General features: G+C 39.1%; 30 protein-coding genes. 3 read left to right on the forward strand and 27 right to left on the reverse strand.

What is annotated here, in order from left to right:
- Positions 1 to 28 precede the first annotated feature (28 nt).
- Complete coding sequence (locus OTK00_RS09055) at positions 29 to 1,657, reverse strand: hypothetical protein (RefSeq protein WP_045169954.1); 1,629 nt, start codon at positions 1,655 to 1,657, stop codon at positions 29 to 31.
- Between the two features lie 425 nt (positions 1,658 to 2,082).
- Between OTK00_RS09055 and OTK00_RS09060 the strand changes: the two genes are divergently transcribed.
- Positions 2,083 to 2,445 carry a type II toxin-antitoxin system Phd/YefM family antitoxin gene (locus tag OTK00_RS09060; protein WP_045169955.1) on the forward strand — a complete coding sequence of 121 codons (363 nt, stop codon included), beginning with the start codon at positions 2,083 to 2,085 and terminating at the stop codon, positions 2,443 to 2,445.
- Between the two features lies 1 nt (position 2,446).
- Positions 2,447 to 2,803 carry a type II toxin-antitoxin system RelE family toxin gene (locus OTK00_RS09065; protein ID WP_045169956.1) on the forward strand — a complete coding sequence of 119 codons (357 nt, stop codon included), beginning with the start codon at positions 2,447 to 2,449 and terminating at the stop codon, positions 2,801 to 2,803.
- A gap of 439 nt (positions 2,804 to 3,242) precedes the next feature.
- On the opposite strand, the gene OTK00_RS09070 is transcribed toward OTK00_RS09065, so the two are convergent.
- A complete protein-coding gene (locus OTK00_RS09070) occupies positions 3,243 to 3,443 on the reverse strand; it encodes a hypothetical protein (protein WP_045169957.1) in 201 nt (66 codons plus the stop codon).
- Positions 3,440 to 4,342, reverse strand: a complete 903-nt coding sequence (locus tag OTK00_RS09075) for a polysialyltransferase family glycosyltransferase (protein WP_045169958.1) — start codon at positions 4,340 to 4,342, stop codon at positions 3,440 to 3,442. The genes OTK00_RS09070 and OTK00_RS09075 overlap by 4 nt, the downstream gene beginning before the upstream one ends.
- 512 nt (positions 4,343 to 4,854) lie before the next feature.
- Between OTK00_RS09075 and OTK00_RS09080 the strand changes: the two genes are divergently transcribed.
- Positions 4,855 to 6,099 (forward strand): IS110 family RNA-guided transposase, encoded by a 1,245-nt coding sequence (locus tag OTK00_RS09080; protein ID WP_045168518.1) that lies wholly within the window; start codon positions 4,855 to 4,857, stop codon positions 6,097 to 6,099.
- Positions 6,100 to 6,216: 117 nt separating this feature from the next.
- On the opposite strand, the gene OTK00_RS09085 is transcribed toward OTK00_RS09080, so the two are convergent.
- The 24 genes from OTK00_RS09085 to OTK00_RS09200 all read right to left on the reverse strand — a co-directional run bounded on the left by OTK00_RS09085 (position 6,217) and on the right by OTK00_RS09200 (position 26,562).
- Positions 6,217 to 6,444 (reverse strand): hypothetical protein, encoded by a 228-nt coding sequence (locus OTK00_RS09085; RefSeq protein ID WP_268760771.1) that lies wholly within the window; start codon positions 6,442 to 6,444, stop codon positions 6,217 to 6,219.
- A 211-nt stretch (positions 6,445 to 6,655) separates the two neighbouring features.
- Positions 6,656 to 6,826: a hypothetical protein gene (locus OTK00_RS09090; protein WP_268760772.1), complete on the reverse strand. Its 171-nt coding sequence runs from the start codon at positions 6,824 to 6,826 to the stop codon at positions 6,656 to 6,658.
- Between the two features lie 42 nt (positions 6,827 to 6,868).
- On the reverse strand, positions 6,869 to 8,314 hold the full coding sequence (locus OTK00_RS09095) for a hypothetical protein (protein ID WP_045169960.1): 1,446 nt from the start codon (positions 8,312 to 8,314) through the stop codon (positions 6,869 to 6,871).
- A gap of 88 nt (positions 8,315 to 8,402) precedes the next feature.
- Positions 8,403 to 9,179, reverse strand: coding sequence for a S1 RNA-binding domain-containing protein (locus OTK00_RS09100; protein WP_045169961.1), 777 nt, complete (start codon positions 9,177 to 9,179; stop codon positions 8,403 to 8,405).
- 42 nt (positions 9,180 to 9,221) lie between these two features.
- The gene (locus OTK00_RS09105) at positions 9,222 to 11,114 is read right to left on the reverse strand and encodes a VirD4-like conjugal transfer protein, CD1115 family (RefSeq protein WP_045169962.1); all 1,893 of its coding nucleotides are present in this window, start codon (positions 11,112 to 11,114) and stop codon (positions 9,222 to 9,224) included.
- Positions 11,111 to 12,058 carry a hypothetical protein gene (locus OTK00_RS09110; protein ID WP_045169963.1) on the reverse strand — a complete coding sequence of 316 codons (948 nt, stop codon included), beginning with the start codon at positions 12,056 to 12,058 and terminating at the stop codon, positions 11,111 to 11,113. The genes OTK00_RS09105 and OTK00_RS09110 overlap by 4 nt, the downstream gene beginning before the upstream one ends.
- 29 nt (positions 12,059 to 12,087) lie before the next feature.
- Positions 12,088 to 12,309 (reverse strand): hypothetical protein, encoded by a 222-nt coding sequence (locus OTK00_RS09115; protein WP_045169964.1) that lies wholly within the window; start codon positions 12,307 to 12,309, stop codon positions 12,088 to 12,090.
- Positions 12,310 to 12,967: 658 nt separating this feature from the next.
- Entirely contained in the window at positions 12,968 to 13,597 is a 630-nt protein-coding gene (locus tag OTK00_RS09120; RefSeq protein ID WP_045169965.1) for a hypothetical protein, read from the reverse strand.
- A gap of 58 nt (positions 13,598 to 13,655) precedes the next feature.
- Complete coding sequence (locus tag OTK00_RS09125; RefSeq protein ID WP_045169966.1) at positions 13,656 to 13,901, reverse strand: hypothetical protein; 246 nt, start codon at positions 13,899 to 13,901, stop codon at positions 13,656 to 13,658.
- A 312-nt stretch (positions 13,902 to 14,213) separates the two neighbouring features.
- Positions 14,214 to 15,164 carry a ParM/StbA family protein gene (locus tag OTK00_RS09130; RefSeq protein WP_045169967.1) on the reverse strand — a complete coding sequence of 317 codons (951 nt, stop codon included), beginning with the start codon at positions 15,162 to 15,164 and terminating at the stop codon, positions 14,214 to 14,216.
- Between the two features lie 101 nt (positions 15,165 to 15,265).
- The gene (locus OTK00_RS09135) at positions 15,266 to 15,547 is read right to left on the reverse strand and encodes an HU family DNA-binding protein (protein ID WP_045169968.1); all 282 of its coding nucleotides are present in this window, start codon (positions 15,545 to 15,547) and stop codon (positions 15,266 to 15,268) included.
- A gap of 19 nt (positions 15,548 to 15,566) precedes the next feature.
- A complete protein-coding gene (locus tag OTK00_RS09140) occupies positions 15,567 to 16,217 on the reverse strand; it encodes a DUF6710 family protein (protein WP_045169969.1) in 651 nt (216 codons plus the stop codon).
- A gap of 20 nt (positions 16,218 to 16,237) precedes the next feature.
- Positions 16,238 to 16,570 carry an OTU domain-containing protein gene (locus tag OTK00_RS09145; protein ID WP_045169970.1) on the reverse strand — a complete coding sequence of 111 codons (333 nt, stop codon included), beginning with the start codon at positions 16,568 to 16,570 and terminating at the stop codon, positions 16,238 to 16,240.
- Positions 16,571 to 16,656: 86 nt separating this feature from the next.
- Positions 16,657 to 17,511, reverse strand: a complete 855-nt coding sequence (locus OTK00_RS09150; protein WP_157841036.1) for a hypothetical protein — start codon at positions 17,509 to 17,511, stop codon at positions 16,657 to 16,659.
- A 28-nt stretch (positions 17,512 to 17,539) separates the two neighbouring features.
- A complete protein-coding gene (locus OTK00_RS09155; protein WP_045169972.1) occupies positions 17,540 to 18,391 on the reverse strand; it encodes a ParB/RepB/Spo0J family partition protein in 852 nt (283 codons plus the stop codon).
- Positions 18,392 to 18,430: 39 nt separating this feature from the next.
- Positions 18,431 to 18,685, reverse strand: coding sequence for a hypothetical protein (locus tag OTK00_RS09160; protein WP_157841037.1), 255 nt, complete (start codon positions 18,683 to 18,685; stop codon positions 18,431 to 18,433).
- 100 nt (positions 18,686 to 18,785) lie between these two features.
- The gene (locus OTK00_RS09165) at positions 18,786 to 19,739 is read right to left on the reverse strand and encodes an Rpn family recombination-promoting nuclease/putative transposase (RefSeq protein ID WP_045169974.1); all 954 of its coding nucleotides are present in this window, start codon (positions 19,737 to 19,739) and stop codon (positions 18,786 to 18,788) included.
- Between the two features lie 138 nt (positions 19,740 to 19,877).
- Positions 19,878 to 20,954: a hypothetical protein gene (locus OTK00_RS09170; RefSeq protein WP_045169975.1), complete on the reverse strand. Its 1,077-nt coding sequence runs from the start codon at positions 20,952 to 20,954 to the stop codon at positions 19,878 to 19,880.
- Positions 20,955 to 21,028: 74 nt separating this feature from the next.
- Positions 21,029 to 23,188, reverse strand: a complete 2,160-nt coding sequence (locus tag OTK00_RS09175; protein WP_082054645.1) for a hypothetical protein — start codon at positions 23,186 to 23,188, stop codon at positions 21,029 to 21,031.
- A gap of 22 nt (positions 23,189 to 23,210) precedes the next feature.
- Complete coding sequence (locus tag OTK00_RS09180) at positions 23,211 to 24,797, reverse strand: VirB4 family type IV secretion system protein (protein WP_241765518.1); 1,587 nt, start codon at positions 24,795 to 24,797, stop codon at positions 23,211 to 23,213.
- An 8-nt stretch (positions 24,798 to 24,805) separates the two neighbouring features.
- Positions 24,806 to 25,015, reverse strand: a complete 210-nt coding sequence (locus tag OTK00_RS09185; RefSeq protein ID WP_241765519.1) for a hypothetical protein — start codon at positions 25,013 to 25,015, stop codon at positions 24,806 to 24,808.
- A complete protein-coding gene (locus OTK00_RS09190) occupies positions 24,984 to 25,802 on the reverse strand; it encodes a hypothetical protein (RefSeq protein WP_045169976.1) in 819 nt (272 codons plus the stop codon). Before OTK00_RS09190 ends, OTK00_RS09185 begins: the two co-directional genes overlap by 32 nt.
- Positions 25,802 to 26,092 carry a PrgI family mobile element protein gene (locus OTK00_RS09195; RefSeq protein WP_045169977.1) on the reverse strand — a complete coding sequence of 97 codons (291 nt, stop codon included), beginning with the start codon at positions 26,090 to 26,092 and terminating at the stop codon, positions 25,802 to 25,804. The genes OTK00_RS09190 and OTK00_RS09195 overlap by 1 nt, the downstream gene beginning before the upstream one ends.
- Before the next feature lie 95 nt (positions 26,093 to 26,187).
- Entirely contained in the window at positions 26,188 to 26,562 is a 375-nt protein-coding gene (locus tag OTK00_RS09200; RefSeq protein WP_268760774.1) for a hypothetical protein, read from the reverse strand.
- Positions 26,563 to 26,579 lie beyond the last annotated feature (17 nt).

The following is a 26,579-nucleotide window of genomic DNA, read 5'->3' on the forward strand; positions in this document are numbered from 1 at the left end:
AAGCATTTAGAACACCTCCATTATAATATTACCATAAAGTCCCATCATATAAAGATACCGAACCTGCTGTTGTCCCAAGTCCACCGTAGCCCCCGTCAAATACTATGCCAATTGGTTGTGTACCAATAGAAGGCATTAAGACTCCCTCTGTTTTAATTTTGTGCTTACAGTATAACAACTGCCAGATTTCATCTATACGGTATGTGATAGTTTTGCCTGTATGATAATACAACACATCACATGCCCAGTCTGGAATATCTCCTGTTCTTTTTTGGAATCCATAGTTATATCCATAATCATCAATTGTATCAGTTTTAAAAGTCATCTCATCAAATACCACTCTCTTACTCTCATCAAACACCTTCGTTATAATATCCACCGCTTCTGCTCTTGTCAAAAGCTTACCTGCATTGAATTTTATATCAGGCACATCTTTCAGTATTGGTCTGTTCATCTGCCATGTTATGGTGTTATAAATCGTTATAAACTTCTTTCTGTCCTTGAAAATACTCGGAGATACATTAGCCTCTGGCTGTATTATGCCAAGGTCTGCAAGTCTCAATAACGGCTCTTGATACAGTTTCGGAATTTTGTCAAAGTCAATACAAATGTATTTGAACCTTGTATAATCCAGTGGGAATTTTCTTGGCAGTTTCATAAGCCACCTATTGAGTGCCTCATTTGTAACTGGATTTAATTCTACTGTCCATTGCCAATCATATATATTTTCACTCTTGTACAAGCCAAATTTAAAATGTAGCAAAAATATCTGCCAGTATAATGGTTTACCATCCGGATAATTCATTTTATCTATTTGAGGGGACATATGAAACTTTAAAGTAAAAAATGAATAACCTTCTCCAAAACTACGTGGAAAATCTTTAGGAATATAAAACAAACTATACAGTTTCCTATTTACATTTCCTGGTACAGCAAAAACATTATTTGTTATATTTTCTCTTGCAAGATAATTCTTATGTCCTAATACCCAAACCTGCGCTTTCAACCTTTCTGAAGGCAAATCAAACTTAACTTTATCAGGATTCTCTTTCATGAATCTCTGTAAAACTTTCCACCAATCAAGTGGCAGGAAATAATCTTTGAGCCTATTCCATACATGCACTGTCTTAACTGTACCATCTTTGTAATACTTATCAATCACAACAAGGTCATATGTTATAACCGCATACCTTGAATTAAATCTCGTATAATCCATACCATACCCAGGGTCTCCTGGTCCCCATGCAACATATGCACCTCTGAAATTATGTGTAGGATCTCCACCACTCCAGAATGTGTAATCTACTGGTGAGAGCACAACTGTCTTTACTGGTATATTCTTATCCCTCAGCTCTGGCACAGCGTTAATTAACTTCCACACAATATAGCTTGCCTGAGCTCTTGTCAGTCCCCTGTCCTTTTTAACCTCTGCTGGTATCAAACCCATCTGTACTGCCTTTGTCCAGTAGTCAGCAATGCCATTTGGTTTGACTTTTGCAGCCATCAAAAGCGATGTGACAAACTCATTCGCTGTGATGTATTGGACTTTGTTTGATACTGTCTGCACTGTTTTGGAAATTGTCCCTGCATGTGCTACTGGGAAGGCAAAGCTCAAAAGCAAGCTTATGATAGCTAAAAAGCTCAAAAGCTTTCTCATGACTAAATCAACTCCTTTTTGCTAAAGTTTTTTCTCAATATAGTTATACCATGATTTTTGAAAAAGCTACACAAAATTTAAAGCTCTTACAAATACAAAAAGCCACGACTTGACAGGCAGCTTTGAATAAGCTACCTTTAAAACCAAATCGTGGCTTTACTCCTCTTCTTTTCGCTACTTTTTTGCGTTTTACTCTCTGCCGCTTTTTACTCTTGTAAAAAATTTGACATTCTTTATAAACACCTAATTAATACACTTCTGGCAATCATTTTCTTGAGTATATTATACCACTGTGGTTTTAAAACTGCAACAACTTTTTTGTTCCCTTCTTATATTATGAAAATTTTCATGAATATCTTATTGAAATTGTTATTGAAAAATTATATAATTGAGATAAAAGACGTATACAAGGTGGGATGCTTTAAATGTCCAATGCAAATCTGCAAAGAAGTAGACAACTCAGCAGTTTAAAAGAGCTGGTTTCCCAAATGATTTCTGTGAGTGAACTTTCACGTGGGAAAGCTTCTAAAATTATCGATGAGGTGGCAAAAAAGAAAAAGAATTTTTTGGTCATTAAGAACAATAAACCTCAAGCAATTATAGTGCCAATTGATGTCTATGATGAACTTATTCAAGTTCAGGAAGATTATAAATTGCTTAAACTGGCACTTAAGAGAACTGAAAATTTGAAGCAAGAAAACTGTTCAACATTCGAAGAAGTTGTTAAGGAAGCTGGGTTTTCGATGGAAGAAATTGATAAATTGGCAGAGTCGGTGGAGATAGAATAGGATGTGGCAAATAACTTTTCTGCCAGAAGCAAAAAAGGAACTTTTTAAACTTGATAAACAAATTCAAAAGATAGTTTTAGCTGGTATACGGAAGGTTAGCAAAAATCCACTTCCACAAAGTGAAGGTGGATACGGCAAACCACTTGGCAGCAAACAATCTACCAATTTAACAGGCTTTTTCAAAATTAAATTCAAAGATGTTGGCATAAGAGTTATTTATGCCCTTGTTCCCTCTCAGAAGATAATGAATATTGTTGCGGTGTTGCCAAGAGAGGATGACTACTGTTACAAAGTTGCTGAAAAGCGAAAGAAAAAGTATGGCAAAGATGTATTTAAAAAAAGTTTCGAAAACTTATAAGACCAGGACTCTGGGAATGATTAGACCAGAGTCCTGTTATATTTTATTGTTAACTCTTCTGGCTGGGTCTTTTGTATAATCGTTTACAGCGTCTTTCCCCTGCCAAACTGAATTTTCCTATCTTGAATGGTAGCTCGAAAGCTTTTCTCGGGTTTGACTGCTGTCTTGCTACCCCAGTAGCTGTCTGTCTTTTAGCTACATGCCAAAGCCCGCCGTGAGCTTTCAAGCTACCCTGCCACTGGCCATGGTTTTGAAAAAGTTTGAATTGGCTTGATTCTGTTATAAATAGCGAACATTTGTTGGTATTAAACCTGATTCTCTTTTACTTTTGTAAAAAGTTTGACATTCTTTATAAACACCTAAAAGCAACATTTATGGCAAATATTTTAATTATATTGTAGCAGGTTTTTGTTTGTTTTGCAAGAGCTAAAATAAACAATTATCTTTCTTTTAAAAAGTTTGGAAGAAAAAAATACTCTTCATGAGGACTTAGGAACCTTTCACCGTCTAATTCATAGCTGTTGCCATATTTGCACTCCATCCCCTTAACAACTCCAAAAAGCCTACAAATTAAAGGTCTAACAGGATATATTGCGCACTTTTTCAGTTGGATATCTCTTTGACCTCTTTTGTTTGTCATTTTTCTAAAACTTTTTGCAAAAACTTAATTATCTTCTCTACTGGCTGACGATAAGGTTTTATAAGCGGGTTTGTGTAGTCAATCTCCAACAGTCCCTCCACCTTGACAGGTTCGAATGGTATGCCCCTTATATAGCACACGTACAACAGTGTCGAATTGACTCCCACAACAAGGTCGCAGTAGTTTATGAAGTCATATACATAACTGTTCTTTGCTTCTGAGAACACCTTAACAGGATACTTTGAAACCCATGATGCATCCTCTCTTGGATGTGGTTTGACAATTATGTTTGTGTTGCTGTCTGCTCTGCTTAAAATGTACTTTGCAAATATCTCTTCCTGTGTTATTCCATAGCCGTCCTCTTTGAAGCATTGCGACACAAAAAGAATATTCTTCTTGCCTTTTTCAATATACTTCTCAAACTCTGTTCTGAATACGGGGGTGTACGTCAGCATTTCCTCAAAGAACGGATTACCAAATGGCAGGAGTTTTTCTTCTTGGAAACCTTCTTGTAGCATTTCCTGACGGATATATTCATTCGGGACTATGATGTAGTCAGGTTCCACTGCAAATCGCTTTCTGTACCCGCCAAAGAAGTCCAGCATCCCTACTGTTATTAATCCCAACTGTTTTGCTGTTTCTGTTACCCTGTGGCAGGTAGCATTAACAGCTCCGTCCACCATCACAACATGAGGTTTGCTATCCCTGATAAACTCTACAAGTTGCTCTTCTGTATCGAACCTCTGAGCCTCTATGCCATCTTCCAAAAACAATCTCTCAATAACTGCAGATGTTGTCCCAGTAGTTATGCTTGCTGGTATTTTGTCCTTTTCCTTGTATATCCCTCTGAAAAACTCTACACCAGCAGGATGGTTTGAAAACACAAATAGTAATTTCATTTTTAAACCCTCCCCTCGTATAATATGATTATCAAATCACTTAAAACTTCATATCTCAATTGGTACATTAAATTATTAGTACCAATTGATTACTGGAAACTGACCTTGATAACAAAGCTTTTCTTAACACATTCACTTCTTAAAAAATTGAATATTAAAATTGACTGCTACAGTTTAAATTTGCCCTTTATCTCTGGTAAACTAATATCAGAAAAAGTTTAAGCCTGATTTAGTTTATTTGGATATTTTTTGCCACCTCCTGCTGGACGTGCTTTGATATCTGCACGCCACAGCTTGAGAAAGACTGAACCCCAAAGGATTACATGAGTAATGTTTACTCGTTTGCTGTGCACGGTCAGTTTACCACATCTGATTTGAGCATGTCAGATGTGTGCACCCTGTAAACTGCTCCGTAGCTCTAATATCGGCGAGGCTGCATTACATGTAATCCCCAGGGATAAAGGGCAAAACTTTTTTCTAACACCACACACTTTAGAAAGGAGGCCTTTAAATTGCCAAATACTTTAATCGTGGGCATTGATATCAGTAGTCAGTCAAATTCTATCTTCTTCATCGATGATGCCGGAAATCACTTGATTAAAAAACCCTTTTCCTTGCCTAACGATCAAGAAGGTGCTAATGAATTAATCAAAAGAGTCATTGACTGCCTCAGCCAGTATAATCTGTCCTACGTTAAATTCGGCATGGAAGCAACTTCACATTACGGTTGGCATCTGCATTTGTATCTTGCTTCCTCTTCTGAATTACTACCTTACAAACCAACCTTTTACGTGCTCAACCCAAGCATCGTCAAAGGATTTAAAAAGATCTACACTTTCTTGCCTAAAACAGATAACATCGACGCTGTCGTTATTGCTGAATGCGTCAGGTTCAGTAAGCTAAATCCAACACCTTTGCCTGACTTCAAATATGCTGCACTACAACGCCTTACCAGAATGCGCTATCACCTTGTTCATAATCTAACTCGCGAAAAAAACAGAGCTCTCAATCTCATATACCTTAAATTCTCCACTTATTCTCAAGACTGCCCATTTTCTGATATCTTCGGTAAGGCATCTTGCGCTATCATCGAAAACTTCACCCCAGATGATATTGCTTCCATGCCTTTAGAAGATTTAATTAAATTTGTATCTGACAACGGCAACAACAGATTATCAGATGTCAATAAAATCGCTGAAATACTTAAAACCGCTGCTAATCGTTCATACAGATTACATCCTCTGTTGGCTGAGGCAAATGACTTAGCTTTGTCTATGACTCTTGAAAACATTAGATTTATGCAAGAACAACTTAAAAAACTCGACAAAGAAATCTCAAAACTTCTTAAAGCTTTCTCCCAAACCTTGACCACCATCCCTGGCATAGGAGATGTTCTTGCAGCCGGCATCATCGCTGAAATCGGTGATATCAAGCGCTTCAAAAATGAAGCTGCTTTAGCTAAATACTCCGGCCTTGTTTGGACTCAATACCAATCAGGCAATTTCAATGCCCAGGAAACCTCATTGGCTAAGTGTGGTAACCAATACCTGAGATACTATCTTGTTGAGGCTGCTAACTGTGTTAGGGTGCACACAGTCCGTTATAAAGCCTTCTACAACAAGAAGTTCTCAGAGGTTACCAAACATCAGCATAAACGTGCCCTCGTCCTCACCGCAAGACGATTAATTCCTCTGATCTTTGCAATGCTCAGCAAAGGTCAAATATATCAAGAAAGAGGTGATGTTTACAATACTTAGTTAATCCCATTTCTTAATTTAATAATCTTCTCAAAACAAGCTGCCAGTTAAATTTTTCCAGGCTGAGCGGCTCGGTATTCTATTGCCTTTTTTGCCCTAATTATCTAAAAAATTTTTTTAAAAAACCCCCTTGACATTATACCGTTTGTCTTTTTGCTTTTCTTGTTTTGTTTTTGAATCTACTGGCAGAAGGAATTTAGCAATGTGGTTTCCGGGCTTTTGAGCTATCCTCACACCAGTCCAAGGCAGAAAACTGCAAACTGCCCTTTGGGTTGATTTCAAACCAATAGCGAACAAATGTTCGTTATTGGTTGGGTGTGTCCCTTCAAAAATAGCTTTTCCCATCTTGCTGTGGTCAGGGACAAACCAAAAGCCCGGACGTGGCTCTGTGTAGAGCCCCAAACTGGCTCTGTGTCTGGTTCTTTGCCTCTTCTCCAAAAGCCTGATTCTGTTTTGCTGTTTTGCTATATCCCCCCTTCTGAAATAATCATGAAATCGGTTGCTTTTGCCCTGTATTGAACGATTTTTGTTCAAGGCATATCTTAAAAAAATGTCTTTAAATTTTGAGTGTCGATTTTGAGACTTTTCTTTTGACTGCTTCAATCTCGCTTTTTGTTGCCAAGACTGACCCACAGCAGGCACCACAGTTTAAACATGTATGCTGTGGAATATTGAAAAGAATACTACTGGGCATAGAAAACACCTCTGAAAGCTTTACTTTTCTCAATGAAAAAAGCAGGGACTTAGAAATTCTTTGAAGCTTTGATATCTAACATGTTTGAATCCCCAAAGAACCCAAAACTTCGCCAATACTCTCTATACCACCAGCTTTTCGCAAAGCCTCTTTATAGAGCTTCTCCATACTGACATACACCTTCTTGTCCCTTTCCTCATGATGAACTTTTTCTGTTTTCTTTGCTACTGGCAGGGAAAGTGGATTTAGATTTTTGAGCTTGTTGACAATCTTTGCAAACACAAGCTCTTTTGTCTTCCTCAAAAGCGTGATAAGATACGCAGTCTTGTTCAGTACCTTGATCTTAAAATATGGCAGCATTAACAGCTCAATTGCAGCTTTTATCTGGTACGTTCTTATAGCAATGTTAATCAGTGCGTTCTTCAAAAAGGCAGGGATATTGTATGAATCGCAGAGCTCAGAAAGCTTCTCCACAGCTGCGATGTTTTTTGTGGATAAGTTCTTGTAATGCTTTTTGTAGTCGCTAAAGTCCAGAATTCTTACAGCCTTTTTGCCGGCTTTTTTAGTTTCAACATCTACTGGGGTGAAGTTTGTCCTGTATGTAAAAAGCACATTCAGGGCATAGTTCTCCTTGCTGCGTACATTTTCTTTGAAATATTTGCTGCCAAGAAGTTCTATTATTCTGTCAGCTTCCTCTTCGTTTTTCCTTGCCTTTTTCAGTATTTTGTTTGTTGCAGAGGACGAAAAGGCATACTTGTGGCACAAGTTTTCTATGTCTTCAAGCTTTACTGCATGGGCCAGCGAAAGTGTTTCTGGACTTTTTAACTTAGAGTAATCGTACTCTTCTGGATGGCTCACAAGAGCAAGCAAAATACCATCCTTTGAGCGCACCTTCTCCTGCCAGTAGAAAGAACCAGTAAGCTTTTTAACCTGCTCCAGCAGCTTTGAATCCTCAGAGCAGGCTTTCTTTACTTTCCAGAGTGTATAGCTTGATACATCTGACTCTTCAAGTTTTCTAATAATTGATGTTATTTCTTTTTTATGGTAATTAGAACCTGAAAGGTTCTCTCTATATTTTTTAATATCTTTAATATCTTTATCTTTATTATCACGATTTTGGGCAAATGCTTGGGACATCTGGGTTTGACGGTTTTTCCAGCTTCGGTTTTGGGGAAATACAGTAGCTGTGCGGGATTTCGCCTTCTTGATGTTTCCAGTTGTTTTTGAGCACACTACCCCTATACAACACTTTGCATTTTGTGGTATAATGTAAATGCAGAGTGTTTTTTTGTTATTGTAGTGTTTGCACCGTTTTTCTATCACCCCCATTTTCTGAAGGAATGATAGAATGCGGTCTATTTTCTTGAGAGGTAGCTTCACGAGCTCTCCCAGTGTGGTTCTTGGCGCAACCATGAAAACCTTGCCGTCAATGACCGTTTGTGGGAGAGCTCTTGTTCTATAGAGCCTCTCAAGAACGCCAAGAACCATCTTGACAGCAAGGTTCTTGTTTGTTAACTTCATATTAGAAACCTCCTTTGTAAGTTTTTCTTGTAAAATAAAAAAAGCCCCGAAGGTCTTAATTCCTTCGGGGCTTCTTCTTTTATTTGCTTTATATCCTCGGCTCGCTTATTACCCTCACAATGTCTCCCCACATCTTTTTCTGCTGCTTGTCGATGTCTTTTATAAGCACAACCACTGTTGAACCAATCACAGGTGTTTTTAAGCCCATTGGTGGACAGAGAACCTGCCGCCCATCCTCTATAAGGTCGATAAATATTCCAAGGTTTGCAACTGCTACAACTTTACCGACGTATTGTTCTCCCACTTTGTATCTGTCAGGGTCTTTGTCCCATGGTGTTACAGTAGCTTCTTTTATGCTTATCTGAGGTGGGTTTTTAGATATAACCTTTGCTTTCACGCTGTCGCCAACTTTGAATCTTTCTCTCATGTCGTGTATCCATTTGTAGTCAACATCCTTTGCAGTGAGTCCAAATTCGTACCCGAAAGCATCCACGTACACATTTTTGGGCGACACGCCTATTACTCTGCCATTGATAATCTGTCCTTCTTTTACGTTGTTTTCAAATTCGATTCTTCTCAGCTGTTTTGCAATTTTGCGGGAAATGAACACATTGTCTTTTTGGATGTCTGTTACAACAAACTCAATTGTTGCACCAAGCAGCGCTCCAATCGGGTCATTGATTGACTCTGTTGACAGGTCAACCTCTTCTGGTGGCAAAAGACATCTTGTGCCCTGATACAGTACAACTCCGTATGTTTTGTCGCCCACTTTCTTTTTGCCCGTTACAGTTCCTGTTAAGATAGTTTTGTAGTTGTAGGACTTTTGAAGAAGACGTCTCACTTCGTCTTTTTTTGTCTGCTTCATAAAAAATCACTCCCTTTCTTCTGTTTTTTTATTTCAAAAGCCCTACCAGAGCTCACTGTCTTCTGCTTGAACTTCTTGAACTTCTGGCAGGGCTTTTGTTTCTTTAGCTGCTACAGCTTGTTCTTTTTCTTCCTGCTCTTTTGCTTGAGCTTCAAAAGAAAACTCCTGTTGCAGCTCTTGCTGCTGGCAATGGCTTTGCTTATGTATTTGTGAGCTTGAAAGCTGTTGCTGTTTGTAATTTGCAAGGCTTATAAACTCAAGCTCTTTTGCCTGTTTCATCCTGTCAAAGAACACCTTTTCGGTGATAAGCGGGTTTTTGCCTCTTAAAAGAACTATGTTCTTGTCTGCGTCAAACTTTTTAACCTCGTCCGGGTTTAGCAGCAGTCTTTTACCTACTGATTGGGTTATTCTCTCTGTTTCAAAGATTGCGTTGAAATCACCCGGGTGTGATGTGCTTCTTGTCTGTATACTTTTGATTCCAAGCAAGGTAGATACATACTCTGCGGTGTCAGGGTCGTTCACGCCGAGGCACAAAAATGTGTCACAGTTGCCTATTATCTCCTTCCACTGCCCGCCGGGGTATCTGTCTTCAAGCTGTGGAATGCTTTGAATGACTATCTGGCAGTGCAGGTTGCGTTTTCGTATTGTTGAGATTTTTTTTGTGAAGTCGGGTATTTCACCAATGTTACAGAACTCGTCCAAGAGAAAGTATACGTGTCTGTTTCGTATATCCTTATTATCTGTTGTGTCATGCAGCTTGACAAGCTTTATAAAAAGGAAACTGAAAAAAAGTGAGCTCATAAAGTTGTATGCCGAGTGCTGGTCTGGTATGATACAGAAATACGCTGTTTTCTGAAGCTTTGGAGCAAGCAAATCTATTTCGCTGTGCTGTGTCATGTCTCTTACAAGCCTGTTTTGAAACAGCTGAAGTCTTGTCCCAAGTCCCATCACAACTCCTGATTTGACTTTTTCATTGACCTGGGAGTACAGGTTGTATGCCATTTTTGCAGCTTTGTCGTCGGGTAGATTTTCAAACAGCTTTGCAATCATAGCAGGGTCTTTTGATGCAAGCAGGTCGTACACCTTTGCCATGTTCTGTTTTTCTACTGGGACGTAACAATCTTTATCCTTGACATAGAGAACCAGAGCTTTGAGGAGGTTTAACTCTGCCCTGTCCCAGAACGGGTCTCCTGTTTTTCTCCCTGTCTCTGTGTTTTTTATTACGATATCTGCGAAAACCTGTGCATCTTCTTCGTTTTCAATCCCGTCAAGCGGGTTCCATGGGTCAGAAAGAGTGAAGTCAACAAGGTTGAGAGCTTTTACAAAGTAGCCTTTCTTGAGAAGGTATTTGTATGTGTGTTCAAGTATTTCGCCTGACGGGTCTGTGATTACCATACTGTGTCCTGCTTCAGCCAGAGCTATTACATTTGGTATTATGAACGTTCTTGATTTGCCTGCACCTGTTGCACCAAGTACCATTACATGCTTGTTGTATCTTGAGTCAAACGGCAATGTTACAAGCTCGTTTGAGATTTTGCCAAGGATAAGCCCTGGCTTGTTAAAGCCCAAAACCTTTCTTGCCTCTTTTTCTGTCATCCAGTCGGATGTTCCGTATGTCCCCCTTGGGTCTTTTGGTGCCTGATTGCCGAACAGTAGTTTCATTCTTTCTTTGTATGGAAGTAACATAAGAATGCCTGCAATTAGGATAAAGGTTGTGAACCCGAGCCATGCTTTTTTGATGTCAGGGTTTGCAAAGACGTTTTGCAGAGCCTTTACAGGGTCTGTTTGTATTTTGATTTGCGGTGCTTTTTCGGGTGAGAAGAAAAAGCTTTCCTGGTTCATTTTTAAAAGGTCTGTTAGCATTCCTATGATGTAGCCTGTGAGAAGGTAAAACAGAGCTACTGCTGTTACAAAAGCAGGGAGCTTCTTTTTCATCTTGCTTCACCTTCCTTTGAATTTGTGTATCCTACTGCTTTAAAAAACTCAGAAAGCTCAACTGTTGTTATTTTAGCTTCAACTCCTTTGTATCTGTCTTCAAGTCCTCTGAGTGTGATTACCTCTATCGCCTTGTCTGTTACTGCCTTTAGGGCTTTGAGTCTTCTTTTTGCTGCTATATCACCTGCGCCTATGTGAATTATTCTATCTTCTGTTTCAAAATCACCATGTGCATTTTTTACTGTAATCTGTGTTTTTGCTGCTGGCAGGGAACTTAAAAGCTTTTCTTTGTAGTCGGGTATGCCGATTATACAGTCGAGGATCTTAAGCCCTGCCTGTGTGTATGAAAGAACTGATATTTCTTTTGCAGGTATGTTTTGCAATCTCTCTTCTGTAGCTAAAAACTCCTGAAGCCTTTCTTTTGAATCGCACAGAACTACAAACTTTTCTACTCCAAATGTTGTGGCTTCTTTGATGTCGGTGAAATACTCTGAAAGCGTCTTTTGTGATGTTTCCTTTGAGATTCTGTATATGCCATAGCCTCTTGCAACACCGAGTATCTTGTTCTTGTCGCTCATCTCTGTGCTGTCGCTTCTGGTTTCTCTTTTAAAATCCCAGCAGCTTAAAAAGTGTGGCAGGATGTATTCTCTGGAGCCAATCTCAAACACTCTTTGCCAGCGCCACAGAACTTCTTCTGCCGTCATCTTTGCAAGCGGTTCAAATACTACTCCTCTTTCCTCTTCTAAGTATGCTATACCTGCCTCACCAAGGGTGAGGATGTAATGGTTCACCTTTTGAATGTAATTTCTACTTGTAAGTTTCCTTATTCTGTTATACGTCGTCCATGTGCTGCCGTATATTAATTTGGCTACATCATAAGGGACCATTTTGAATTTTACAATCATGTCAAAGAGCCTGTTGTCTTTTTCGCTTATCTGCAGCATTCGTTTTAACCCCCCCCTTCCTGTTGCTTTTACAGACTGCTTTGATAAAATACGTTCCCATTTCTCTTTGCGTACTTGATTTTGCCATTTTCGAACACAAGTTCAGTTTCTACTGCTTTTGCTATCTTGCTGATGATTTGTTGTATTTCTGCATCATCCACAGGTGAATTTATCAAAGCTATTGTGAAAAAAGCAAGAAGTGAGTTTATCTCTTCTTCTTCAAAGATTATTGTTATCTTTTTTGAGTTCATCAAAAAGCCTCCTTTTTTGGTTTGCTACTGCTAAACAAAAAGCAGTAGCTTTTTATTGCTACTGCTTGCAAAAAAGCAGCAGCTAAAAATGCTGCTGCAATAAAGCTTTTGCCCAAGCTGACTTTATCAGCTTGGGCTTGCTACTGGTTTTATCATTGGCTTGTGGTTTGACAACAAAAGGCAGCAGCTAAAATGCTGCTGCTTATAAAAACATTGTTTCTGTAGCAGCTAAATTGCTGCTACAATGAAGCCTGAAAAAGCGCTACTTTCGCCGAAGCTGATAATGTCAGCTTCGGCTTGCTGCTGGAAATTTAATTGCTACTGGTTAACTTTGGTTCTGCCAGTTTGCAGTGGTCTACCAAGACTTGTTTGGTGCTGCTAACTCATCCTGAGGTGGTGAGTTGCTACTTTCGCACGCAAACAGAATGTGTTTGCGTGCCTGCCATAATTTTTGTTTTGTATACCATTGAAGCTTAGATTTTCTCTGCTTTCCGAGCCTTGAGGGTATACTAAACCCTATACAAATTACAAATTTTTACAGGCTTTGTTTTGTATATGGTTTTGCATGCAATTTAGTATACCAATTTAGTATACAAAACAGCAGTGTTTTGCTTACAAATTTTTTTATTGCTTATACTTTTTTGCTGGAAGCAAAATTTTATTTTGTTCTTTTTCTGTTACTTTTTTCTTGGTAATTTGGGGGTGTTCTTGAGGCAATATCAGGGTCGGTTTGTGGTGTATACGATGTCACCTTGATTACTGTTTTTGGAAACACATTTGTTGATGTGTGCCCTTCCAGTGTGATTTTCACACGTGACATAGTATCGTTTGGTATTACTCCGCAGGTGACAAGCTGATCGATTATTGTCTTGACCATTCTGTTGTCTGTATCAGCTTTCAAAAAAGGACCTACTGGAACGTAGAATTCAAAATGAATATGAGCCTTTTCAAACCTTGGCTTTTCGGAAAGTGAATTTATGGCGTTTGTAATCAGGTCTTTCCACTTGAATGTATCCTCCTGTGTATTGACCTTATACACAGGCGGAACGTCAAAGATAAGAATTTTTAAAACTCCATCTTTGTACTCAGCTTCAAACTGGTCAATAATTAAGCTGCTATCAACATCAATCCCGTACTGTCTTATATAATCGTTATCAAACATCTTCAAGAAATTTTGCCAGTGAAAGAGGTTTTGCCTGAGCTTGAAAACCCAGTACTCTGTCTCTCTCAAATACTTTTCAGCTTCATCCAAAAGATACCTGATTTCGCCGGCCAGAGGATTGTTCATCTAAAGCACACCTCCTGAAAAAATGAAGGCAGGGAATCTGAATATCCCCTGCCATTTGCTACAGTTTTGAAAAAGCGTCAAGAAATGATTTGACTGACTTTTTATCAAGTCCGAGTCCTGCCTGCTGCTGAGGAGGGCTGATTTCCTCCATGCTTTCAAGTTTGACTGCCCCTGACAGAACTGCTTTTGTTGCATAATATAGCTCAAGGGCGTCAAGTATAACTTGCTTTTTATCTTTTTCATCCCAGAAAGGGTGTCCTTCTGGAATCCTCACAGCGTATACGTTGTTTTTATTCTTTTTCATAACAAAACACACCCTGTAAACAGGTTTTTCCCTTATTTTATCTTACTTTCACGGCAACAACAAGCTCATTTTGTAAACACAAGTGTAAACGGGTTTAGCCCTTGATTTTTCTGATTTTGCTTTGCAAATAATAGCTATTTTGTTTACAACTGACCTCAAAAATCCCCTAAAAAAGCATAGTTTTGTTTACATTTTAGGGGGTTAATGTTTTTCAAATTCAGATTTTAAGCGCATTTGAGGCGTTTACACCTGTGTTTACATTTTTGGTGTCCTGACAACTTCAAACTCAGCTGTATCAAGCTCTCAGGCTGTTTACAAACCAAGTGAAAGCAAAGCTAAATATCCTTTTGCGTTTGCAAACTGAGAGTTTTCTATTATCTGAACATTGCTAAACTCCTTTTGCAAAACAGAGGCAACAGTAAAAGCTCCTCCGCCAGAGGCAAGCACTGCGTCAAATGTATCAAAGCCACGTTGAAGTCTTCTTGAGATGGACTGAACTATGTCGTCTGCTATAGCCCTGAAAACTTCCTTTTTGTGCGGCTCAATATCTATCTTTCTGCCACGAACAGATATATGTGAGCGCTCATGAATGTCAAAAAGCAGGCTTGTGTCGTAGCTCACACCGTATTTTCTTTCAATCATCAAACCAAGTCGTTCAACAGCCAGCGACATGCCTTTGTCCACAGTAAAACACATGTCAAGAAGCGGGTTTATGTTTTTGCTTTTGATTTCAACTACAATTACGTCTGTTGTTCTAAATCCGACATCCAGAATACAGTATATTCCATCTTCTACTGGTGAGGTGATTGAAAAGAGTGCACCAACACCCTGAGGGAACACTTCACACCTTGCAATATGATAGCTGTGCGCAATGCCATTTTTGTCAATGATTATCTCCTCTAAAAACTCAAAGTAGTCTTTCACCTTCTCTTTAAGTTTTGGGTAAAGCATCAGTGGAAGACCAAGTCCGAGCTCCACTTCCCTGTCGCTTTCGAGTGCCATAAGTGCTGTTAAAACAAGCAATTTTGAAAATTCGCTGAAGAATCTTTCTTCAGAAAAGCTTGTTTCTGTTATTAAGCACTGTGTTGCCGCTTCCCCGACTGCATATGTCTGGTTCAAGTAGGTTACAAAGTAGTCACTTGTGGGTTTGAGCCCAATGTCTGTCATGAAAGTTTTGGAGACAGCAGATGGGAAAACAACCTCTTTGCCCTTTTCATTCACTGCCTTTGTGAAACCAAAACCAACGTCAATACCGCACCTCATTTAAAATCACACTCCCTTTCTTTGATTTTTGTTTTACTCTACATAAAAAAATAAAAGCCTGCTGGGATACCAGCAGGCTTGTTAAGTTAACTTTTCAGCCGTCAAGCGTGGCCAGACACAGCTTCTTTTAAAACTTTCCCTGCTTTGAAAACTGGAACTATTGTTGCAGGTATAAGAATTTCTTCGCCTGTTTGAGGATTTCTTCCTTTTCTTTCAGCTCTTTCTTTTGCTTCGAATGTGCCAAAGCCAACAAGCTGAACTTTGTCGCCTTTTGAAAGAGCTTCCTGGATACATTCAAGCAAAACGTTCAAAGCCTTTTCGGAATCTTTCTTAGTAAGACCACTTTTCTCTGCCATTGACTTTATTAGTTCTTCCTTTGTCATTCAAAATCCCTCCTTAAATTTAGTTTATTTGAAGTTTGTATTTCATCCTCGCAATTTCAAACAAAATAGCTATTCTGAAATCAGGAACATCGAATACTTTCTTTCCTGTGCCGCACTCATACCAGCTTTGACCGTCTGTGTAGATTTTCTCAAACAGAGGTGTTATGTCTACCTGTTTTGCTTTTATTGAACCTTTTTTATAACCACAGCCAGCTGCTATTGAATGGTGACCGTTTGTTATAAAACAAATATCCAGTGGGACATAATATTCAGCAAAGTGATTGGTTTTATCGTATTTAAAATCCTCTCTGGCCAGAATTTTAATCATCTTTTCGTATCTTCTACTATTCCAGGGATAAGCAATCACACATGCTGTTGAGAGGTCTACTTCAATAATTTGTGCACTGGAACTATCATAATTAAGATACTGTTGTGGAAACCATGAGTTTCTGTTTAACATATTGTCTGGATTGTATATTATCTTTGTGAGCATATCACTTCTGAGGTCTTCCTTCAAAAGCTTTTCAACAAATGATAGAATTTCTATCTTGCCTTCCCTGTCCTCGTCTTCAATCGCTTTTTTGATAAAGCCAAGTGCGAAGTGAAACTCTCTTTTTGGAGCAACGTCTGAAACATCCGTATTCTTTTTTCTTAAGAGCTTTTCAAACACATACGTCCAACTCCTTTCTCCTATTTGTTTAACTCTTCAGCAAGCAGGTTTATAAGATTGTTTAAAATTCTTGGCTGCACAAGTGGCTCCTTGTTCAGTAAAGTGATAATCTCATTGCAGGCACGTGTATATTTCTTCTGGGCAAGAGCTTTTTTCACCGCAACAAGATGCAGTATATAACTTGTGTGAAGCTGTGTTATTGAAGATTTAGCATATTCTGAAGATGGCTTTAAACCTTTAATTTGCCAGAGAAACTCTTTCAAAGCGTCTTTTGCAGCCAGGTTTTCTTCCTCTGAAGTATTATTTACCCAATCATCAAAAGGCTCTAACCTGCTTATGAGCTTCTTTATCATTTTAGCACCTCCTCAGATTTTTCATAGTTTTGATTTTCTGTCTCTAACAACAAAAAGCCTGCTTTTAAAAGCAGGCTTTTGAACTTTCAAATAGTAATTCTTTTTATTCTGTTTTCGTGCTTTTTACGCCAGCAGCCAGTTCTATACAGTGTTTTAACCTCAAGGTCACATAATGGAACAAAAAAGATATTTGAGACCTTTTTTGTAGGTTTCACAGAAAATAGCCATATCCTTGTTTTCTTGTGATTTGGTTCAATCACAACCTCAGCCTCTATTTCTTTTATAACCTTGCCTTTGCCAAACAATCTTTTTTCTTCTCTGACGTGGGTTTCTACCTTTGCTTTAACACCATCTATTAACTCAGTCCATTTGCCTTCTGTGTCAAATCCCCAGTGTAGAGGCAACGGCAAAAATGGGTCAATATACATGTATTTTTCTTTTATCTTCCCAAGCCACAAAAGGGCTATTTCACCTTCAAAGCTGTATCTTGAAAAGTCCGTTTCCAATTTGAAGCTGAATTTGTAGCTGCCCGGCTCTCCTGAGCCCGGCAAACGACTGTATATGTCCTCTTTCAGCTGATACACCTGGGCTCTAATTTTCTCTATCCCCAATCTTTTGGCAAGACAGACTCTGTGCTTTCCCTCTACAACCCAGAACTTGCCTTTGTACTCGGCTAATTTAATTCTGTCCTGTTCGTAAAATGGTGTTTTACCTTCTATAAACTGTTCAAAAAAGCCTCTGCACCTGCTATATTGAAGACAAATCTCCAAATAGTTTGGGTCTGCTGCTGTGGTTTCTAAAGCCTCAAGTATTTCTTCTTCGGTATTGTAGTATGCATTCAAACCAAGTTTTGATAAAAGCAAGCACCTTGAACCAAGCTCTGTCGGAAATTCCTGAATGTCGCTTACATTTATTATCTTTTCGGTATACTCACTTTTCATTTTGTCCAACTCCTCGCTCTCCTTTTTATTAGATTTCACAAATACACCTTTCTTCTAAAACCATTTCGTGTTGTTTGCGCCACAAACCTGTTCTGAAAAGAGTTGTAAAAACAGGCTTCTGGGAACAAAACTGTGTCGTGCAAAAGTGTACAGAAAGGAGCCAGATCCTTGTTTTTTTATGATTCTCTTCAATTGCTACCTCTGATTCTATTTCAATAGTCTTTGAAGGTTTAGAGAACAGCCTTTTTGTTTTCTTTATGTTAACACTTACTTTGACTTTTACCCCTTCAACAAGCTCAACAAATTTCCCATCTGTGTCGTGTTTGCTATTCAGCAAAAAAGGCTGGGCAGTATCAATAGCCCAGAAATAGTTGGTGACTGTTTTGAGCCACTGTGCACCAAGTTCACCTCTGTGCTCTCGTCTCCCCGCCTCATCAATTTTGCATTTGTAACTAAATCTGAAAACTCCGGGATTGCCAATGTCCGGTATGCGACTTAACGTGTCTTCTCTTAATTGATATACAACTGCTTTTATCTTTTCAAAACCCGCTCTTTTGGCAAGACAGACTCTGTGCTTCCCTTCTATGACCCAGAACTTGCCATTGTATTCTCTGACTACAATCGGGTCCTGGTCAAAGAAAGGCGTCTCGTTTTTAAGAAACTTTTCGTAAAAGCCTTTGCACCTGCTCAACTTGAGGCAAATATCCAGATATTTAGGGTCTTTCGCAGTCATCTCCAAGACCTCTAAAAGTTCTTCATCAGTGTTCCTGTACGGGTCAAGACCAAACTGTGATAATAGAAGACACTTTGAACCAAGCCATGTTGGAAATTCTTGAATGTCTGAGACATTTATTATCTTTTCAGTCTTTTCATAACTCATAACTGGTTCAACTCCCTTTTTTGTGTACTTTTGAATTAATTATATCATTCTCTCTTTTGGAATAACATGTTGAAAATATTCAAACCAATCTCTGTAGTTCCTCTCAAGTAGTTTCATTTTGCAGCCAGGGTATTTTCTGTCCATCTCCTCAATTGCAGGTATAATACCGCTTCCCCATTCGCCACCTATTGGCCTTAAAATAACCTTGCCATCCTCAGTTTCGACTATAAGTAAGGCAAAAACACTTTTGTCTGCAAGTGCTTTTAAAAGTTTTTCAAATTCCTGCTGGTACATGAAAATCACTCCCCTGTTTTTGTTTTTTATTATTCTTCTTAAAAAAAACAAAAGGCAGACGCTTTGTTTGCGCCTGCCTCCTGCCCTCAACCAGTATTCTCTATTTGCCAAGTTTGCTGCGAAGCTCCCTTATCCTTTCCATGTCAAGTCCTGTGACTCTGGCAATAAAGCTATCCTCTGCTCCTTCCTCTATCATCTTCTGGGCTACCTCCAGCAGTGCTTGTTCTTTGCCCTGTTGAATACCTTGTTGAATACCTTGTTGAATGCCCTGTTTTCTTTCTTTTTCTAACTCCTTCTCCAAGCCCTTTCTTATCTTCTCAGCTGTGTTGAGAAACATCTCATTCACCCCCAATCTCAGAAAGTCAGACCTGAACAAAAACTCGTCCACTTCTTCGTCTGAAAATCCGTATCCTTTTAATACCACGTGGTATAACCACTCGCAAAACTCTTCCTTTTGCTCCTCTGAAAATCTTACATGCTTACTCAAATATTCAAGCCGCTCTGCCACCTTCTCTGGATTGCTTGATACCTTATCCACATACAAAGCTGCTGCTATCAGATTTGCACCCTTCAAAAGTTTCTCATCGTCTATCATACGCTCATCCACAAACACCAGGCTGAACTTTGGAACATACTGTTTAAAATCCTCTCCATAAATCACGTTCTGTTCAAAGCTTGTTGCTGGTGTCCATTCCTGGTCACCTGTATACAGCACTACAGGTATCACTACTGGCAGAAGGTTTTTTGCCATGTACTTCTTCTGGATTAGCAGCATGTATTCTAATATCCTCAGGTGTATGAGCTCATCTTTCGTGCTTTGAAACTCTAACAGCAAACATATATATGCGTCCTTGTATTTTATTCTGTACACCATGTCTGACCTGCGTGCTCTCCACTGCCTGTTGATAGACTCTGTGGCTATGACTTCTATGTCCTCAACTCCAATTTGAAATGGTACAACCTCAAAAATTTCTGTCAAAAGCCACTTGATGTTTGCACTGTTTGTCAGCACTCTTTTGAAACCTTCATCAACAAGCCGCCTTTTTCTACTCATCTTTCGTTTTACTCCCCCTTTTGTATTGGACTCAGATGAGGGCGGGGGTTACCCTCAGAAAACTTTCTTAATTTGCCTCTCCTTAATTATATGATACCCCCAAATGATAAGAATTTTCAACATATTTTTTGGGTTTTATTAATCAAGTAATCCTTTTTCTATTATCCTTCTTACAATCTCGTCCCATTCTTCTTTGGTTATGAAGTCGTTACCCAGGTCACATGTGTATGTCACTATACGATCGTCGATTAAAGCAGAAAAAGCTATTTCAGGACATCTTATGAACCTCTCAGCAAACTCAATATTGAAGTTTATGAGCTTCATCTTGTAGTCTCTGATAATCTCCTTTATCTCTGACAAATCCTCTAAGTTATACACTTCAATGTCTAAGTCTTTGCCATTGAAGTTTACCATAAGCAAATCAGAAGGAAGTATATGGCACAGCACCCCATTGAAGGCATCTATAAAAATGTCTTTAAGCATACCCTGCTGAACCTGCATAAAGTGATTTTTGCAAAGATTGTATTTCCCAATGCTGTAGCTTACCGGCTTGCCACAAACATAGCAGCTTCCTGTGTAAGCTCTTTTGGGCTCTAAAGCTTTAAACTCATCATCATCCCAAAAACCTTCGTATATGTTTTTATAGTTCAAAACCACTTTTGGCTTTTCTACAATGTCATAATCGCCGCTTTTTATCTTTTCTCTGACAATAAAAAGTTCGCTGCTGGTTGGGAAGTACAAATCGTTTGGCGGCAGGCAGCTAATATAATAAAGTCTGCCATCAATCACATCTGCATAGGTTACATTTTCATGGGTTGCTACAGAGCTTTCAATAACTGCTTTGTCAACTTTGTTTTCTTCTATCCCTTTTTCGCTTAGCTTTTCTTCAAGGTCATCGCAATCAATGTCAGTCTGGTTTACATAAAGGTTGTAATCACCAAGCTGTAAAACAAGCGTGGTGCTGGGTTTTTCAAGGAAATAATCAGCAGTGATTTTAGCTTTTACTACAGTTTTTAACTCTTTAGCATGCACAGAGCAAACATAAGTCTCTTCGTTCTGGTTGATTATTTTGTAGTGTGCATTGTCAATGCAGTCATGAATACAGCAAAGCCTGTCAGAAGCTTCAGCAGGTAATATTTTTGCACCTTCCTGAATGAGTTTTTCTTCAAGGTCCACAACTGTAATTTTCTCTTTTGTGACTTTTTTCTTTTTCATAGCTATACCCCTTTCTTTTTGTATATTTTTTGATTCATAAAAATCATATCACATAGGATTGAAGCTTTGAACTTTTATGTTCTGAATTCTGAAAAGTCTGGTTTTACAAAATACCGCTTCTGATTTCGTGTTTTCATTTCACGAAGACCGAGCTGACCAAGCAGCAAATCTTTTTCTATTTTGTATACGTGATGCAAAGCATTGAGTGCATGTTTTGTATTGTCGCTGATATTGTACTCTTTTTCAAGTCTTGTTGTATCACCTGTTTTAACTGCCTCAACAAACACTTTTGCCTTGTTTACGCTTGAAAGCATTTTAAAAAGCCCCCCTGTTTGTTCAAAGTATGGCTGATACTCAGGATTTTGCTGTATCCTCTCAAACACAGCTGAATCAATCCTGTCATCGATTTTGTATGAAAAGAAAGGTTCTTTGAACATGTTAAAACCTGAAGATGAAAAGTTTGCTGATGCAAAAGAGCCAGAATATGCACCCTGGGCTGAAAAAGCACCCGAGCCTGCTGCCATTCCACTTGAGCCTGCCGCTGTTGCAGCAGCAGGTGCTGCAACACCACCGGTGAGCCCTACCACAGCTGCGGCTGCTGCCATCTTTCTTGTGTTTGCTGTAGCTGCACCACTACCACCACCATATGGTGGTCTTGGTCCTAAAAAGCTTCCTGCTGGAGTTGGGCCAAAGTAAGGTGGTGGAGTAGTAGATGTACCGGTTGCAAAAAAGCTATTATCGTCATCATAGTTTCTGCCGTCTTTCATAACAACTGCTCTGTTTTGCGCAGGAGAAAGCGCTGTGGTTGGCTCTTCAATGTTTGCCGAGCTTGCAACTCTTGCTGGTCTAATCATGCCAAGTGCATTGAAAGCATTTCTAAAACCAAGAAGCATATTTGAAAGCGAACCGAGTGCAGGTCGTGCAAGGTTCAGCTCGTCCACCCCTGCCCAGCGCTCAAACAGGTTTTGCAAAAGGTTTCTTAGCGTGTCCGCAATTTTGGGGATTGAGTACATTGCAATGAACCCAAATGCCCAACCTGTCCATCCTGCTGCTGTGAATATGTGTATTGTGGTCATGTAAGTGAACGCATAGAAAAATGCCATGGATGCATTTGTCAAAATTTCACCAAACCAGACATTTAGCAGCATTGAATCCCTTTTGATTCCCCACATCAGTACTGCAAATGGTGTGAACAAGAAAAAGACACCAAGGATATATTTTCTTACCATGAACACAAGGTTTATTTTTGCCCAGAGCGGTATATACAATGCTTTCATGATGATTGTGTTGGCAGGATTGGAACCACAAACTTGATAGAAGAATGTGTCTATGATTGTATTGTCCTGGGCTATTTCCTCTGCTGTTTTTGATTCGTCATAATGCAGTCCAAAAACGTCGATAATTGTCGAAAAAGTTTCATTTGATTTTGTTGTGTACGAAAAACTGCTGTTTATAACGCTCTGAAGCCATTTTGTAAGAAGCGAAAAGAACTCAAACAGAAGAAATAATATCCAGGGGGCAGTTGCTATGATAAGCAGTGCCATAAACCATGTTGTAATTTCTTTTGTGAGTGATATCCTCTCTGATGCTGTTACGCCGCTGAACATAAGCTTTATAGCTGTCTTGCCAGCAAGCAGGATAATAAACACCGAAGCAACTGAAGTAACCACCCAGTAGTATTTTAAGAGAAAATCCATCTCCTTGTCGCTAAACGGATTTCCTTCAAAAAACAACTGATTCATTGGCTTAAAGCCTGCAAGTTTTCCAAGCCACTCAATGGGTGTAACAATGAACGCTGTTAACACATTTATTATTGCGTTTACAAATATATCCAGTTTATCACCTATATCAAACAGTATTTTTTTAACTGTAGATTCTTTTTCAGGGTTTGTGAAAGTTATCTTTGCAATGTCTATAAGCTGCTGCTGGTAGTGAAGCATAATACCTACAACTGTAGATAGAGCAAAGATAATTATGCTGCCTGCCAGGATGTACTTTGACCACTGCATTATTTTTGTTCTCTCAACGCTGTTTTTGTGGGCCATCAAGCGGATGAAGAACAAAGTAATTGATACAAATAAAGAGGCAGAGCCAAGTATACTTACTATACTGAATGCAAGTTTGATAGTTTTTGTTGCTGTGCTGTCGGCAGCAAAAGCGTATAGAGGAACAAAAGCTAAAAGCAAAATTACTGCTGGCAGGGAAATTTTTAATCTTTTCATTATCAAATTCATTTTTCTTAAACACCTCACACGTTTATGTTGTTACATATTCCCATTCAAAATCAAATGGCGTTACCTGAATGAAAATCTTTTCGCGAGGGTTGATAATAATCCCCTGTCCCTGGGCAGCAGATGTTATAATTTCAACTGTGCGTTCTGATAGCCTGAAAAACTCTGCAATCTGCGCAGCCATGTCGCTCTCCTGTCGCATTAATATTTTGCTTGCGCACATGTTTATAATCGCTCTTCCTGTGTCGTTCTGCAAGAATTCAAGCAATGTCTGGGATGCTATCATCAAAGATATCTTATACTTTCGTCCCTTTCTTGATATAAACTCCAAATACTCTGCCGATGCCTGGTATCGTGTGAACATCCATGCCTCATCGAATATTACAACTTTCTTCTGACCCTTCAGTTTAGCATTCGAGAACTTGTTCCATATCCAGCTGAGTATATTTACAGAAGCAAAAAACTTCAAAAAGTTATCTCTTTCAAATTCCTTTAAGTCAAATGCAATTATTTTATCATCAGCATCAATTGTGGTCTGGCAGTCAAAAAGTGACAGAGACCCTTCACCAACGAAAACCTCCATTGCTTTTGCCAAAGCCTGTGTTTCGCTCTCTTTAAAAAGCTCTTCTCTTAGCTCAGAAAGTGTTGGAAGCTCTTTTTTGATTTTCCCAACAATAAGTCTTCCTTTTTCATCCGTCCTTGCTGAAGTGTAAAGGCTTTCTGGGTCAGAAGTTATACCTTTGTCATAGTAAAGCTTTCTCACAATGCGCTCAATTATTGCCATCTGAACACCATCAAGCCTTTTTCCAACGTAGTATTCGGATATGATGTTTAAAATAAACCTGATATCTGCAACTTTCGAGTTGAGGTCGATGAATCTTTTGCCCTCTTCCTCTTCGATTTCAACATCAAAGGGGTTAATACCAAGCTTTTCACCCGGTCTTATCCTGATGTACTTGCCGCCCAGCTTGTTTATTATCTTCTCATATTCACGTTCTGGGTCAAGTACGCATATGTTGTAGCCGTACGCTGCCATCCTGCCAAGCATCGTCTTCATTGTTGTTGATTTTCCCGCACCGGTGGTTCCGAAGATGGCCATGTGCGGATTGGGAAGGCTTCTGTCGAATTGGTTGTAGAATACCGGACTGTTTGTTATTGCATTGTAGCCAATGTAAAAACCCTCTTCATATGTTATATCTGTGTTGCCCACTGGGAAAAGGCAGGCAGTTGCTGATGTAGTCATGGGTCTAAACTTCTCGATGTATTTTAGGTTCCTTGCGCCAAGCGGAAGGCAGGAGATATATCCTTTTGCCTGTTCAAAACTTAAAGCTCTCATGTTAAGTCCGAGTGACTCAGCAAACTTTGTTATTCTAATACAGTCTTCACGCAGCTGTTCAAGGCTCTTGCTGTATACCACTATGAACACCTGAGCCATAAGGATTTTCTCAATGCCTCTTTGAAGTGAGGCACGCAGAGCGTCGTACCATTCTATTTGTGCCAAAAGCTTATAATCAGGTTCTCCTCTTTGCAGCATTGCGTTTGACTTCATTTCATTTATCCGTCTTGTGATATCCCGTATTGCCTGACCGGTGTCCCTTGGCTCTATAAACACAGATATTGCTATCTCGCCTTTGTCAAGAAGACCGTCAAAAAGCCAACATACATCTCGGACGGATAATCTATATCAAGTACATAAACCCTGCAATAATTCTCTGCGCCAAGGTAGATGTAATCCGCCTCTTCATGAAAAGTGTCAGGCAGGATAAGTTCATAAATATCTGGCGCAAGCTCAAACATGTCACTCTCCTGCTGCTCTTGAACCGTATTCAACTTTGTTTGTTGCTCCCTGGCTGTCCTCTTTATTATCTTCATGAACCACTATCCCCTTTCCAGTAAGTATAGTGGAAAGCGCACCGCTTTCAATTGCTTTTTTTACAAGCAGTGTGCTGTCTCTCCTTAGGATGTCTCTAAAAAGCTGCAGAACGCTGTTTCTATCAAGCTGAAACACTTTTATTGACGCACGCTTAAATAATTGAAACAGCTTTTTAGCTTCCAGTTCAAGTTTGTCAATTGCTATATCTTGTCTTTGTTCTGCTACAGATAAGATAATGTAGTTTTTCCTGACAAAAAACTCACTGCCTGTTCTGAGCCTTTCAAGACTGTCCTTTAAAGCTTTCGTGTACATTTTAATTTGCTCTGTTGTGTCTGTGTTATTAATAACATTGTCAAGTATCTCGATGTATGCTGCTGTGTCCACTCTCTGGACTGTTGTGAAAAGCTGGACTGGAATGTCTATTGTTCGTGCAATTGTGATTAAATCATTTTCAAAAAGCTGCTGTTCTGAGTCAGAAAGCAAAACAAAATCGGGTGTGGAAAAATAGAATATTCTTGAGTATATGTTGCCTTCAATACAAACAGTTCCGTCTTCAAGTATATTTGTAATGTTAAATAAGCTCTTTAAACTTGTCTTTTTGTTGCTCTTTCCTTTGTGATTTTTAGTAGATGTTGTCTTGCTTGATGAATGCTCTTCAGTGTCTTTTTTAGTTTGAATGTAGATTACAAATATAGCACCAATACCTGCAATGAGAATGAAAAGCATTACGAATACCAGCCACATTATTTTGCCCTCCTGTACAGAAAAGTCCGCTGTCTTGTATAGAAAGCTATTATTCGCCTGAAGTATTTTGTGAGAGTGTCACCTCTGATTTTTATAAATGCAAGTGCAAGTCCTAAAAGTGATGTTATTGGGACAAGGGTTATAAACAAAATAAGCGACCTTGAAAAAAGAGCAAGAACTACTGGGAAGGCAACAAAACAGCCAATGATTAGAAATTGCCGCAAAGTCAAAACTCCAAAGAAAATTCTGTCCTCAAACTCCCTCTCAAAAGGAACCTGGAATGTTCGCACAAAACTTTCCCCCTTTTTTGTAAAGCTTAAAAAGAGAAAGCGAAAAGGGCTGTTCTAAAATGAACAGCCCGCGTCAGGTTATATTCTTATTAGTTTTACTTAACATTACCTATTTTCCCCACGAGCCAGTATAAAAAGCCGCCTACTGTCAGTATCAAGCAAAGACCGATTGCTCCAATGAGTTTCCATGAGAAGTTTGACATAACTTCTGACCTTTCACGTGCATCCTTTGCTGTCATGATTTTTGCAAAAAACCATACAGCAATTACAGTAAGCCCGACAAGACCGGCTATTGCAGCAATCGGTGCAACAACCTCTTTTATAAACTTTCCTGCTACCGCAGCAGGGTCCTTCTGTGAAACTCCTGCATTTTTGAAGAAAGAAGTTGTTGAATCAGTTGCCAAAGCTGGCACTGCGTAAAGCATAGCCGTTAATGTGTACATTATGCTTATCAATTTCTTCTTCACCATTTTTCACCTCCTTTCAA

This window comes from Caldicellulosiruptor morganii (assembly GCF_026810225.1).
GTDB classification, from domain to species: Bacteria; Bacillota; Thermoanaerobacteria; order Caldicellulosiruptorales; family Caldicellulosiruptoraceae; genus Caldicellulosiruptor; species Caldicellulosiruptor morganii.

Excerpts from the sequence above, each read along its gene's own strand:
- OTK00_RS09065 (WP_045169956.1), top strand. The coding sequence starts at position 2,447 with ATGTGGCAAATAACTTTTCTGCCAGAAGCAAAAAAGGAACTTTTTAAA.
- OTK00_RS09120 (WP_045169965.1), bottom strand. The coding sequence starts at position 13,597 with ATGAACAATCCTCTGGCCGGCGAAATCAGGTATCTTTTGGATGAAGCT.
- OTK00_RS09190 (WP_045169976.1), bottom strand. The coding sequence starts at position 25,802 with ATGTGGCTGGTATTCGTAATGCTTTTCATTCTCATTGCAGGTATTGGT.
- OTK00_RS09125 (WP_045169966.1), bottom strand. The coding sequence starts at position 13,901 with ATGAAAAAGAATAAAAACAACGTATACGCTGTGAGGATTCCAGAAGGA.
- OTK00_RS09200 (WP_268760774.1), bottom strand. The coding sequence starts at position 26,562 with ATGGTGAAGAAGAAATTGATAAGCATAATGTACACATTAACGGCTATG.
- OTK00_RS09145 (WP_045169970.1), bottom strand. The coding sequence starts at position 16,570 with ATGATAAAGAAGCTCATAAGCAGGTTAGAGCCTTTTGATGATTGGGTA.
- OTK00_RS09055 (WP_045169954.1), bottom strand. The coding sequence starts at position 1,657 with ATGAGAAAGCTTTTGAGCTTTTTAGCTATCATAAGCTTGCTTTTGAGC.
- OTK00_RS09060 (WP_045169955.1), top strand. The coding sequence starts at position 2,083 with ATGTCCAATGCAAATCTGCAAAGAAGTAGACAACTCAGCAGTTTAAAA.
- OTK00_RS09160 (WP_157841037.1), bottom strand. The coding sequence starts at position 18,685 with ATGTACCAGCAGGAATTTGAAAAACTTTTAAAAGCACTTGCAGACAAA.
- OTK00_RS09075 (WP_045169958.1), bottom strand. The coding sequence starts at position 4,342 with ATGAAATTACTATTTGTGTTTTCAAACCATCCTGCTGGTGTAGAGTTT.
- OTK00_RS09115 (WP_045169964.1), bottom strand. The coding sequence starts at position 12,309 with ATGAACTCAAAAAAGATAACAATAATCTTTGAAGAAGAAGAGATAAAC.
- OTK00_RS09085 (WP_268760771.1), bottom strand. The coding sequence starts at position 6,444 with ATGGGAAAAGCTATTTTTGAAGGGACACACCCAACCAATAACGAACAT.
- OTK00_RS09155 (WP_045169972.1), bottom strand. The coding sequence starts at position 18,391 with ATGAGTTATGAAAAGACTGAAAAGATAATAAATGTCTCAGACATTCAA.
- OTK00_RS09175 (WP_082054645.1), bottom strand. The coding sequence starts at position 23,188 with ATGAATTTGATAATGAAAAGATTAAAAATTTCCCTGCCAGCAGTAATT.
- OTK00_RS09150 (WP_157841036.1), bottom strand. The coding sequence starts at position 17,511 with ATGAAAAGTGAGTATACCGAAAAGATAATAAATGTAAGCGACATTCAG.
- OTK00_RS09070 (WP_045169957.1), bottom strand. The coding sequence starts at position 3,443 with ATGACAAACAAAAGAGGTCAAAGAGATATCCAACTGAAAAAGTGCGCA.
- OTK00_RS09170 (WP_045169975.1), bottom strand. The coding sequence starts at position 20,954 with ATGAAAAAGAAAAAAGTCACAAAAGAGAAAATTACAGTTGTGGACCTT.
- OTK00_RS09130 (WP_045169967.1), bottom strand. The coding sequence starts at position 15,164 with ATGAGGTGCGGTATTGACGTTGGTTTTGGTTTCACAAAGGCAGTGAAT.
- OTK00_RS09110 (WP_045169963.1), bottom strand. The coding sequence starts at position 12,058 with ATGCTGCAGATAAGCGAAAAAGACAACAGGCTCTTTGACATGATTGTA.
- OTK00_RS09105 (WP_045169962.1), bottom strand. The coding sequence starts at position 11,114 with ATGAAAAAGAAGCTCCCTGCTTTTGTAACAGCAGTAGCTCTGTTTTAC.
- OTK00_RS09135 (WP_045169968.1), bottom strand. The coding sequence starts at position 15,547 with ATGACAAAGGAAGAACTAATAAAGTCAATGGCAGAGAAAAGTGGTCTT.
- OTK00_RS09100 (WP_045169961.1), bottom strand. The coding sequence starts at position 9,179 with ATGAAGCAGACAAAAAAAGACGAAGTGAGACGTCTTCTTCAAAAGTCC.
- OTK00_RS09165 (WP_045169974.1), bottom strand. The coding sequence starts at position 19,739 with ATGAGTAGAAAAAGGCGGCTTGTTGATGAAGGTTTCAAAAGAGTGCTG.
- OTK00_RS09095 (WP_045169960.1), bottom strand. The coding sequence starts at position 8,314 with ATGAAGTTAACAAACAAGAACCTTGCTGTCAAGATGGTTCTTGGCGTT.